This window comes from Methylobacterium sp. WL18, assembly GCF_008040015.1.
GTDB lineage: Bacteria > Pseudomonadota > Alphaproteobacteria > Rhizobiales > Beijerinckiaceae > Methylobacterium > Methylobacterium mesophilicum.
Map to the genome: position 1 here is coordinate 1 of NZ_VRVD01000136.1, position 9,484 is coordinate 9,484.

Sequence of the window (9,484 nt, forward strand, 5' to 3'; positions counted from 1 at the left end):
GTCTTCCAACGCCGAAAAATGCTCCACCAGTGCCTTGCCTGACATCGGATGCCTCACCAGACCGAGGCCCCCTGTGAATCACGCAAAAGGCAACACCGAAATCCATTCCTTTCAAGCGATCGCCCTGCCGAGCGGCGCCGGGCCCCTTGCAGCGCCCGGCGAATCGCTCTATCGAGCGTACCGTACGGTACGGTACTGGGAACGATGCCTTCGAACCTTGCAGAGCGTCGGGAGACGATGGAGGCAGGCGCCCAGGCGCCGGAGCCGCCATCCGTGCGCCAGCAGGCGGTGCTCGACGCCGTGCTCGCCCTCATGGTCGAGGACGGGGATCAGCTCACCATGGATGCCGTGGCCCGCCGGGCGAGTTGCTCTAAGGAGACGCTATACAAGTGGTTCGGCGACCGCGACGGCCTGCTGACCGCCACCGTGCGGTGGCAGGCATCCCGGGTCCATGCCGGCCGCGAGGCCGTCCAGGCGCTGGACGGCACCAGCCTGCGGGAGCATCTTCAGGACTTCGCGGTCTCCTGGCTGACGGTGATCGCGAGCCGCACCTCGGTGGCGCTGAACCGGATCGCCGTCGCCCATGCCGGCTCGCGCAAGAGCAACCTCGGCGGCATCGTGCTGGCAAACGGCCGCTTCGCCATCGGAGAGCGGGTGAAGCCGGTGCTGGAGGCCGGGCGCGCGGCGGGGCTGCTCGCCTTCGCCGACAGCGAGGCGGCGTTCCGGACCTTCTTCGGCCTCGTCGGCCGGGATATCCAGATCCGATTACTGCTCGGCGAGGCGCTCGACCTCGACGCGGATGAGATCCGGCGCGATGCGGAGCGCGCCGTGGACCAGTTCCTGGCCCTGTACGGCCAGGCCAATGCCTAACCCCACCCGAAACCATCACCTGAAGAGGAAACCGACATGCGGGTTTATTACGATCGCGACGCCGACCTGAACCTGATCAAGGGCAAGAAGGTCGCCATCGTCGGCTACGGCAGCCAGGGCCACGCCCACGCGCTCAACCTGCGCGATTCCGGCGTGAAGGACATCGTCATCGCGCTGCGCGAGGGCTCCGCCACGGCCAAGAAGGCCGAGCACGAGGGCTTCAAGGTCCTGTCGGTGGCCGAGGCCGCCAAGTGGGCCGACGTCGTGATGATGCTCACCCCCGACGAGTTGCAGGGCGACATCTACCGTGAGTCCCTCGAAGGCAACATGAAGCAGGGCGCCGCCCTCCTGTTCGCCCACGGCCTCAACGTCCACTTCAACCTGATCGAGCCGCGCAAGGACCTCGACGTCCTGATGGTCGCCCCGAAGGGCCCCGGCCACACCGTGCGCTCCGAGTACCTGCGCGGCGGCGGCGTGCCGACCTTGATCGCCATCGCCCAGGACGCCTCCGGCAACGCCCACGATCTTGGCCTGTCCTACGCCTCGGCCAACGGCGGCGGCCGCGCCGGCATCATCGAGACCACCTTCAAGGAAGAGTGCGAGACCGACCTGTTCGGCGAGCAGGCCGTGCTCTGCGGCGGCCTCGTCGAGCTGATCAAGGCCGGCTTCGAGACCCTGGTCGAGGCGGGCTACGCCCCCGAGATGGCCTATTTCGAGTGCCTGCACGAAGTGAAGCTGATCGTCGACCTCATCTACGAGGGCGGCATCGCCAACATGAACTACTCGATCTCCAACACGGCCGAGTACGGCGAGTACGTCACCGGCCCGCGCATCGTCACGCCCGAGACCAAGGCCGAGATGAAGCGCGTGCTCAACGACATCCAGTCGGGGACCTTCACCCGCAACTGGATGCTGGAGAACAAGGTCAACCAGACCTCGTTCAAGGCGACCCGCGCCAAGCTCGCCACCCACCCGATCGAGGAGGTCGGCACCAAGCTCCGCGCCATGATGCCGTGGATCTCCGAGAAGGCGCTGGTCGACAAGACCCGCAATTGATTTGGGATTTGGCGGCCGGGCTTTGCTCGGCCGCACCTCGGGGGCCGGTCACGCGAAAGCGAGGCCGGCCGTTTCCATTGACGGTTGCCGAACGCGGCCCTTCCCGACAATAACCGCCTCAGCGGTCCCGCCTGCATGAGGACCCGACAGGGTTGGAGAGGACACGCCATGGCATCGCTCTATTCGGACGTGCACCGGGCGCTACAGACCGAGTTCGGCACCACCAAGCTCGCCGTGCGGCTGGACGAGGATTGGGTCCACGAGAGCATCCAGCCGGACGAGGGCGCCTTCATCGCCTCCCGGGACATGTTCTTCCTGTCCACGGTGGATCCCGACGGGATGCCGACCGTCTCCTACAAGGGCGGGCCCCGGGGCCTGGTGAAGGTGCTCGACGAGAACACGCTCGCGTTTCCTGGCTTCGACGGCAACGGCATGTTCTACTCGATGGGCAACATCGAGGGTCAGGCCAAGGTCGGCCTGCTGTTCATCGACTTCGAGACGCCGCACCGGATCCGGGTTCAGGGCCACGCGACGCTGCTGCGCGACGACGCCCTGATGGCCGAGTACACGGAGGCCAAGTACCTGGTGAAGGTCGCGGTGAAGAAGATCTGGGTCAACTGCCCGCGCTACATCCACAAGTATCAAAAGCTCGAGCAGAACAAATACGTCCCGACTCCCGGCCGCGAGACCCCGCTTGCCGCGTGGAAGCGCCTCGACCTCGCCGGCGACGTGATCAGCGATGCGGACAAGGCTCGCGTTGCCCAGGAGGGCAAGTTGGAGGTCGCCGAGTACGAGGCGCTGGTCGCCCGCGGCGAGGCCTGAACGAACACCCCGCGCACGGCTCACCGTCATTGCAAGCGCGAGCGAAGCGACCCAGGGCAACGCACGATCCCCGGAAGGTGTATTGCTGGGCAATGCGCGCAATGACGGTGCGGGACGATGCTATGGCGCGCGCGATGTCAGCCGTGCCCGCCGAAGCCGGAGCCGCTACCCGCCTTTGCGGGCCACGATGAACACCCGTGGAAACGCCAGCAGGCGCAGCCCGTCGCTGCGGCGCGGGTAGCCGGTGTCGATGGCGGACTCGTAGGCGGCCAGGAACCCGGCTGCCTGGTCCGGATCCAGCGGATCGAGGAACGGCCGCAGCCCTGTGGCGCGGACCCAATCCACGATGGCGGCGGCATCCGCCATCGGGTGGTGATAGGCGGTGCGCCAGACATCCACGTCGGCCGCCAGCGGCGCCAGCAGGTCGTAATAGCCGGCCGGGTCCAGCATCCGGCCGAGGCGCCCGGCCACAGCCGGGTCGCCGATCGCCGCAGCCCAGGGGCCGGCGGAGGCGGTCTCGCGCATCAGGCGGTGTGACGGCTCGGCGAGGTTGTCGGGCATCTGCACCGCCAGCACGCCGCCGGGCCCCAGAAGGCCGAACAGCCGGGGCAGGAGCGCCGGATGGTCGGGCAGCCATTGCAGCACCGCGTTCGCGTAGATCAGGTCCGGTGCACGCTCCGGTGCCCAGGTCTCGGCGTCGGCAAGCGCGAAGGCGAGGCCGGGCAGGCGGACCCTTGCGCTCTCCAGCATCGCCGGAGAGGTGTCGAGCCCGACGACCTCCGCATCGGGGAAGCGTTCCGCGATCAACGCGGTGGAATTGCCGGGGCCGCAGCCGAGATCGTAGGCGAGGCGCGGCCTGTCGAGGGGCACCCGGGCCAGCAACTCGGCCGCCGGGCGGGTGCGCTCGTCCTCGAAGCGGGTGTAGAGGGCGGGGTTCCAATCGGCCATCGTGTCCCCCTTTGCTCCATCGTCAGCAGCCGAGTTGATCGGCCAGGTCTGCGAGGTCCCGGGCCGCGTAGGTGACCGGGACCGTGGGCGCTGTCTCGCCGCCGGCCGGTCCGTGCTCGTGGGGCCGGGCGATGTGGGTGGTGGACAGGCCGTGGCTTGCCGCCGCCGCGAGATCGTTCGAATGGGCCGCGACCATCAAGGTCTCGCCCGGCGTGAAGCCGAAGGCCGCCACCGCGTCGCGGTACAGCGCGGGCCTGGGCTTGTAGTCGCGGGAGTAGCCGGCCCCCAGGATCGCGTCGAAAAGCAGCCCGTTGCGCCGGGCGAGGTCGGCCATGAGCCGGACATGGCCGTTGGAGTTGGGCGCCAGGAGGTGACGCTCCCGCAGGCGGCCCATCGCGTCCGGCACCTCGGGCCAGGCATCGAGCCGGTGCCAGGCCTGGACCAGCTCCCGCCGTACGTCGTCCGGCACGCCCGCGATGCCGAACTGCGCCAGCACGCCGGGGAGCGATTCCGCCTGCAGGGTGTCGAGATCGACGTAAGCGCGCGCGCCGGAGCGCACGGTCTCCATCGACGGGCCGTAACATCCGCGCCAGGCATCGGCGAAGGCGCCGGCATCGAGCGCCGGCGCGTGAGCACCGAGCAGGCGCCCGGCCTCCCGGGCCACCCCGGAGCGCCAGTCGACGAGCGTCCCGAAGACGTCGAAGACGAGCGCCCGGATCGTCACCGCACCGCCTGGAGGTTCGGGCTCCGGCGCACGAAGCCGACGATGTCCTTGACCGCGTCCAGCGTCTGCGCCGCGATCGTCTCGGCCCGCCCGGCACCGTCGGCCAGCACGGCGTCGATATGGCCGGGATCGGCGGTCAGCCGGCGCATCTCCCCGGCGATCGGCGCGAGGTTCGTCACCGCGAGGTCGGCAAGGGCCGGCTTGAAGGTCGAGAACTGCGCGCCCCCGAAATCGTGCAGCACCGCCTCGCGGGTGATGCCGGCGAGCGCCGCGTATATCCCCACGAGGTTGTCCGCCTCCGGGCGCTCCTTGAGCCCCGCGATCTCGGAGGGCAGCGGATCGGAATCCGTCTTCGCCCGGCGGATCTTCTGGGCGATGGTGTCGGCCTCGTCGGTGAGGTTGATCCGCGCGTTGTCGGACGGGTCCGACTTCGACATTTTCTTGGACCCGTCCCGCAGCGACATCACCCGCGCGGCCGGACCCCCGATCAGCGGTTCGGTGATCGGGAAGAACGCCTCGCCATGGCCGTGCGCCGCGATCGACTTCGAGAAGTCGGTGTTGAACTTCTGGGCGATGTCCCGGGTCAGCTCCAGGTGCTGCTTCTGATCCTCGCCCACGGGCACGTGGGTGGCGCGGTAGGCCAGGATGTCGGCCGCCATCAGCACCGGGTAATCGTACAGCCCGATCGAGGCGTTCTCCCGGTCCTTGCCGGCCTTCTCCTTGAATTGGGTCATGCGGTTCAGCCAGCCCAGCCGCGCGACGCAGTTGAAAACCCAGGCGAGCTCGGCATGCTGGGGCACCTGGCTCTGGTTGAACACGATCGCGCGCTTGGGGTCGATGCCGGCGGCCAGGAACGCGGCCGTGACCTCGCGGATCTGGCCGCGAAGCGCCTCGGGGTCCTGCCAGACGGTGATCGCGTGCATGTCGACCACACAGTACAGGCACTGCGCGTCGCGCTCCTGCATCTCCACGAAGCGTTTCACCGCCCCGAGGTAGTTCCCGAGATGCAGGTTGCCTGTGGGCTGGACGCCCGAGAAGACCAATTCGGTGAACGCGGCCATCGGCGCCGATCCTGAGCAGTACATAGCCGGGGCTCTGCGCCTGCCGGGCGCGGGGTTACTCGCACCCGCGGCCGGGACCGGTCAAGGATGCGCTCACGGCTCCCGGGCCGCCAGAGCCGCGCTCGGGCACAGATCGACCAGGACGCAGCGCCCGCAGGCCGGGCGGCGATGATGGCAGACCTGTTGGCCGTGCAGCATCAGGATCTCGTGATTGTCGTAGAGGTCCTGCGCGCTCCAGTCGGCGGGCAGTTGCGCCCGCAGGATCGGGTGCGAGGGCCCGACATCGATCCGCGGCCCGATCAGGCCGAGGCGCTGGGCGACGCGGTGGTGGTGGCTGTCCACCGGCAGGGCCGGCATCCGCAGGGTCGAGAAGGACAGCACGGCCGCGCTGGTCTTCGGGCCGATCCCCGGGATCGCCTCCAGCCAAGCGCGCGCCGCCGCGATATCCAAGTCGGCCAGGAAACCGAGATCGAGGCTGCCGCGGCGCTCGCGCACGGCGACGAGCACGTCGCGGATCCGCGGCGCCTTCAGCTCCGGCCAGGTCACGCCGGCGATCGCGGCCTGAATCTCCGACACCTCGGCGTCGATCACCGCCTCCCAGTCCGGGAACCGGGCGCGCAGGGCCTTGAACGCCCGGCCGGATTCGGCGTTGCGGGTCCGGTGCGAGAGCAGCGACGAGATCAGCTCGCTCAGCGGATCGAGGTTGTGGAAATACGGAATCGGGCAGCCGTAGACCGGGCAGAGCCGGGCATGGACCGCGCGCGCCTTGTCGGCCACCGCCGGGTCGGCCGGCGCGGCGACGGATTTACGACGCGGCGCGGATGCGGTGGCGGTCGGGAAGAGGGAGGTCGGCATGCTCGGGGAATCCCCAAGCCGCCGCTGCTGTTCCGGGCTGCCGAATACAGCGGCGATCTGTCCCTTCGGTCAAGACGATGCGACGTTCGCGAGTGGTTACTGGATCATCGTGCCAGGGAAGGGTTTTCTGACAGATCGCGGCGTCGCCGAAGTCCATTCTTCGATCGGCGATTTTTCGATGACCGGATAAGGCGCATCGTCATTCCGGGGCGCCGCAGGCGAGCCCGGGATGACGGGGCGGCTGAGTGAGCCCCGGCGAGATCGCGGCCGCCGAACGAAACAAGACTTCTTTTCGCGACCGTGTCCGGCGGCCTACTTCACGAGCGCAAAGATATTCACGTCGAGGTTGTCGTCGGTGCCGTCCTTGAGGTCGGTGGCGTATTCCTCGACGAAGCGGTCCTGGACGACGATGTCCTTGGCGTCGAGATAGGCCGTCAGCGTCTCGTAGGTGCTATCGATCGACTCGTAGGAGCCCTTGTGCGGGAAGCGCAGGGCCTTGCCGGACGGGGTCGTGCCGAAGCGCAGGCCGTCGGCCTCCGCCGGCGCCGGGCTCGGAGAAGCGGCCACCGGGATCATCGCTTCGTACTCGAAGCCGTCGTCGTCGGTGCGGGTGAACACCGCCAGCGGCCGGCCCGCGGGGGCGATGCCGGCCTTGGCGAGATCCGTCTCGATCCGCGCGAAGGCCTGCCTCAGGTTGACGATGGCCTCCTCCCACTTGGTCTTGCCTGAAAGGATCGCGGCGGGCTTGGCCGGCAGGGTCACCTCGTCGACGTCGCCGGGCTCGCCGGGCTTCTCGATCAGGGTCGGGCGCCCGGGCGTGCCGACGGCCGCCTGGCCGGCGGGGGGCGGAGCGATCGCCTGCTGCGGCGCCGGGGCGGCGCTCTTGGTCGGGTCGGCGACCGGGTTGGGTGCCGTCGTGGTCGGCAGAGGGCTGGTCTGGGCCGGGGACGGCGCGGTGGAGGGCGGCGGCGCGGGCTGCTGCTGCGCCGCGACCGGTCCGGTGGCGAAGACCAGGGCGGTCGAGACGGCGACGAGGGAACGAAGGCGGATCACGGGGGCGCTCCGGTCGGGTCCCGGCGGATCGTCGCGTGGGCTCCCGCCGGCTAACCTAATGGCGATCCGGCCCGCCCGCGAGGGCATGGGTCACGAGAGTCGCGGGTGCGGCGCATCTGCCACGCCGCGCGCGCCCCTCGCTTAGGGCAGAGCGTTTCGCCATATAGATGGCCGATCCCCTCAACCGTCCTGGCTGCATGAGCGCACTCGCCCATAGACGCTTCCTGAAGATGCACGGCGCCGGCAACGCGATCGTGGTGCTGGACCTGCGCGGCTCGGCGGCCAAGGTTCTGCCCGAGGAAGCCCGGGCGATCGCGCAGGATCCGGGCTCGCGCTTCGACCAGCTGATGGTCCTGCACGATCCCGTGAGCGCCGGCACCGATGCGTTCATGCGGATCTACAACACCGACGGCTCGGAATCCGGCGCCTGCGGCAACGGTACCCGCTGTGTCGCCTACGCGATGCTCGACGACCCGGCCATGGCCCGCCCCGCCGAGGGCGGACGGCTGGTTCTGGAGACATCGGCCGGCCGCGTCGGCGTGCGCCGCGTCTCGGAGCGCGCCTTCACGGTCGATATGGGCCGGCCGAAGCTCGCCTGGGACGAGATCCCGCTCTCCGAGCCGTTCCCCGACACGCGGCGGATCGAATTGCAGATCGGCCCGATCGACGATCCGATCCTGCACTCGCCGGGCGCCGTCAACATGGGCAACCCGCACGCGGTGTTCTTCGTGGACCGGGACCCCGCCTCCTACGACCTTGGCCGGATCGGGCCGATGCTGGAGAACCACCCGCTCTTCCCGGAGCGGGCCAATATCTCGATCGCGCAGGTGACCGAGCGCGAGGCGATCACCCTGCGGGTCTGGGAGCGCGGTGCCGGGCTGACGCTGGCCTGCGGCACCGCCGCCTGCGCCACCGTGGTGGCGGCCTCGCGCCTGCGGATGATCGGCCGGCAGGCCAACGTCCGGCTGCCCGGAGGCGAGCTGTTCGTGGAATGGCGCGCCGACGACCATGTCCTGATGACCGGCCCGGTCGCGCTCGTCGCCGAGGGCATCCTGGCGCCGGAGCTGTTTGCCGGCGCCGCCTGATGGGCGTCGAGACCCTCACCTTCGGCTGCCGGCTCAACACGGTCGAGTCCGAGGCCCTGCGCGTCCACGCGGCCTCCGACGGGCGCGACCGGGTGGTGGTGAACACCTGTGCGGTGACCCAGGAAGCCGGCCGCCAGGCCCGCAAGGCGATCCGCCGGATCGCCCGGGAGCGGCCCGGCACCGAGATCGTCGTCACCGGCTGCGGCGCCGAGGTCGAGACCGAGGCCTACGCGGCGATGCCCGAGGTGGCGCGCCTCGTCGGCAACGCGGAGAAGCTCAGTGCAGCCGGTTGGTCGCTCGCCGGCACCGGCCCGGGCGCTGTGATGGCGGCCCGCACGATCGCGCCGACGCGGATCGACGCGATCGCCGGCCATACGCGGGCGTTCGTGCCGGTGCAGAACGGCTGCGACCATCGCTGCACCTTTTGCATCATCCCGTTCGGCCGCGGCACCTCGCGCTCGGTGCCGGTCGCCGACGTCATCACCCAGGTCGAGACGATCGTGGCCCATGGCGGCCGCGAGGTGGTGCTGACCGGCGTCGACCTCACCGCCTATGGCCGCGACCTGCCCGAGCCGTCGCTCTCCCTCGGCAAGCTGGTGCGGGCGATCCTGCATGCGGTGCCGGAGCTCGCGCGCCTGCGCATCTCCTCGATCGACTCCGTGGAGGTCGACGACGCGCTGCTCGCGGCGCTTGCCGATGAGGAGCGGCTGATGCCGCACCTGCACCTGTCCCTCCAGGCCGGCGACGACCTGATCCTGAAGCGGATGAAGCGCCGGCACAGCCGCGCCGACGCGATCCGCTTCTGCGAGACGGTGCGCGCCCTGCGCCCGGACGTGGTTTTCGGCGCCGACCTGATCGCCGGCTTTCCCACCGAAACCGAGGATCAGTTCACCCGCTCCCTCGATCTGGTAGCCGAGTGCGGGCTGACGCATCTGCACGTCTTCCCCTATTCCCCCCGTCCCGGGACGCCGGCCGCCCGCATGCCCCCGGTGGCAGCCGACGCGATCCGC

General features: G+C 69.7%; 11 protein-coding genes. 6 read left to right on the forward strand and 5 right to left on the reverse strand.

Translation table 11 applies throughout. The features are described from left to right. The first annotated feature begins 237 nt into the window (after nt 1–237). The 3 genes from FV228_RS12340 to FV228_RS12350 all read left to right on the forward strand — a co-directional run bounded on the left by FV228_RS12340 (nt 238) and on the right by FV228_RS12350 (nt 2,748). Nucleotides 238–870, forward strand: a complete 633-nt coding sequence (locus tag FV228_RS12340) for a TetR/AcrR family transcriptional regulator C-terminal domain-containing protein (protein WP_147854887.1) — start codon at nt 238–240, stop codon at nt 868–870. Nucleotides 871–906: 36 nt separating this feature from the next. Then, complete coding sequence (ilvC, locus tag FV228_RS12345; protein ID WP_147854888.1) at nt 907–1,926, forward strand: ketol-acid reductoisomerase; 1,020 nt, start codon at nt 907–909, stop codon at nt 1,924–1,926. Between the two features lie 168 nt (nt 1,927–2,094). Then, nucleotides 2,095–2,748, forward strand: coding sequence for a pyridoxamine 5'-phosphate oxidase family protein (locus FV228_RS12350; RefSeq protein WP_147854889.1), 654 nt, complete (start codon nt 2,095–2,097; stop codon nt 2,746–2,748). Between the two features lie 165 nt (nt 2,749–2,913). Here FV228_RS12350 and tam read toward each other — a convergent pair whose 3' ends face one another. The 4 genes from tam to FV228_RS12370 all read right to left on the reverse strand — a co-directional run bounded on the left by tam (nt 2,914) and on the right by FV228_RS12370 (nt 6,336). Beyond that, a complete protein-coding gene (gene tam / locus FV228_RS12355; RefSeq protein WP_147854890.1) occupies nt 2,914–3,696 on the reverse strand; it encodes a trans-aconitate 2-methyltransferase in 783 nt (260 codons plus the stop codon). Between the two features lie 22 nt (nt 3,697–3,718). Then, nucleotides 3,719–4,420 (reverse strand): haloacid dehalogenase type II, encoded by a 702-nt coding sequence (locus FV228_RS12360; protein ID WP_147854891.1) that lies wholly within the window; start codon nt 4,418–4,420, stop codon nt 3,719–3,721. Beyond that, a complete protein-coding gene (gene trpS / locus FV228_RS12365; protein ID WP_147854892.1) occupies nt 4,417–5,481 on the reverse strand; it encodes a tryptophan--tRNA ligase in 1,065 nt (354 codons plus the stop codon). The genes FV228_RS12360 and trpS overlap by 4 nt, the downstream gene beginning before the upstream one ends. A 93-nt stretch (nt 5,482–5,574) precedes the next feature. Then, nucleotides 5,575–6,336, reverse strand: a complete 762-nt coding sequence (locus FV228_RS12370; protein WP_147854893.1) for a Fe-S cluster assembly protein HesB — start codon at nt 6,334–6,336, stop codon at nt 5,575–5,577. Here FV228_RS12370 and FV228_RS12375 point away from each other — a divergent pair. Continuing rightward, nucleotides 6,335–6,526, forward strand: coding sequence for a hypothetical protein (locus FV228_RS12375; protein WP_147854894.1), 192 nt, complete (start codon nt 6,335–6,337; stop codon nt 6,524–6,526). The two genes, FV228_RS12370 and FV228_RS12375, sit on opposite strands and share 2 nt — an antisense overlap. A gap of 122 nt (nt 6,527–6,648) precedes the next feature. On the opposite strand, the gene FV228_RS12380 is transcribed toward FV228_RS12375, so the two are convergent. Continuing rightward, nucleotides 6,649–7,389 carry a GyrI-like domain-containing protein gene (locus FV228_RS12380; RefSeq protein WP_147854895.1) on the reverse strand — a complete coding sequence of 247 codons (741 nt, stop codon included), beginning with the start codon at nt 7,387–7,389 and terminating at the stop codon, nt 6,649–6,651. Nucleotides 7,390–7,586: 197 nt separating this feature from the next. On the opposite strand from FV228_RS12380, the gene dapF reads away from it, so the two are divergent. Together dapF and mtaB are read left to right on the forward strand one after the other, a co-directional pair. Beyond that, nucleotides 7,587–8,474, forward strand: coding sequence for a diaminopimelate epimerase (gene dapF / locus FV228_RS12385; RefSeq protein WP_147854897.1), 888 nt, complete (start codon nt 7,587–7,589; stop codon nt 8,472–8,474). Beyond that, a partial coding sequence (gene mtaB / locus FV228_RS12390; protein WP_147854896.1) for a tRNA (N(6)-L-threonylcarbamoyladenosine(37)-C(2))-methylthiotransferase MtaB occupies nt 8,474–9,484 on the forward strand: 1,011 nt, incomplete at its 3' end. The genes dapF and mtaB, both read left to right, overlap by 1 nt.